Here is a 1243-nt window from a genome sequence, read left to right on the forward strand (position 1 = left end):
GTTTATTTTTTCCCTGAAAAAGCAAGAAAAAAGTCATACACAATAAGGACATTTATTGGTGAGTGCAAAATTGATCTTATTTTTTATATTGAGAGTTTTTAGAGGTTACCAGAACGTAAGATAGAGTTATTAAAAATTCGGTCAAGATGCATCGCGGCGGCAAGGAGTTCATACCTAGGAGCATAGATAACTATGTGACTGGGGTGAGCGAGTGCAGACAACAAAGAGGCAACTTGAAAGCCGAAGTGTAATAATGCCAATCTTGCGAGATAACATGCATGGCCACAGTAGAAGTAAAATATCGATTTTGTCACCAGACGAAGGACGTTAAAAAACATGGCATTGGCAAAGGTGGGTACCAACCTTACCGCTGGGTGAAGTTAACGAAATATGGTCATTCGTCGGAAATAAAAAGTGCCAGCGTTGGTTATGGTATGCTTGGGAGCCTCGCCTAAAACGTATCATTGCGCATGCTTTTGGTAGACGAAACAAGAAAACGCAGAAAAAGTTATTGAAAAAACTACCTAAATGCAAGGCGGCCTTTTGGTGTACTGATGATTATCGTGCCTATACTATAATTGACTGCCTTCAGCCAACAATCTGGTTGGAAAATATTTTATTCAACGTATCGAACGTGAAAATTTAACGTTACGTAACCGAATTAAGCGCCTGAACCGTAAAACACTTGGTTATTCAAAGTCACCTGAAATGCATGACAAAGTGATCGACACTTTCATTGAACGTGAATATTATGTTTGAGAGTGGTCAACTCTTTGAATACATAACCAAAAAATTGAATACATCTCCAAATACTATTCCAGTAATTCAATTCATCAAATAAAAGATTGAACTTCTAAAAATCCCACTAATGTTTTTATGATCAGATATCTCTGCAATGTATTGATAACTTTCACATACTGAAAGGATGGAATGAAATTACTCACATGTAATCCTGATCGAATATTGTAGTTGGTACGCTCACAATTTACATCTGTGGGATAGTTGACCAAAGCCAATTAGGACACACTGATATATAAAGGAATATAAAAAATAATTCCAAATTTGGACATTATTGGAATGCTTCACCATACTTAAGTATAGGCCCTTTTTCCTTTGATGGAATTGGCTGGTTCCAGATTTTCCACAATGTATCCTATTACATTTTTTAATAAATTATATTTAATAAAAAATCCGATATATTTTAATATTTAACTTACTATCATGGTGGTACATTTTTCATTTA

The 1243-nt window shown here is 35.2% G+C and carries 1 pseudogene; it reads left to right on the forward strand.

Features of this window, described 5'->3' with window-relative positions:
• Positions 1–355: 355 nt before the first annotated feature.
• Positions 356–759: pseudogene (locus tag AACX68_RS07585) on the forward strand (IS1 family transposase); the annotation flags it as partial.
• Between the last annotated feature and the right edge of the window lie 484 nt (positions 760–1243).

The sequence above is a fragment of the Xenorhabdus sp. PB61.4 genome (genome assembly GCF_963894935.1).
Classification (GTDB): Bacteria; Pseudomonadota; Gammaproteobacteria; order Enterobacterales; family Enterobacteriaceae; genus Xenorhabdus; species Xenorhabdus stockiae.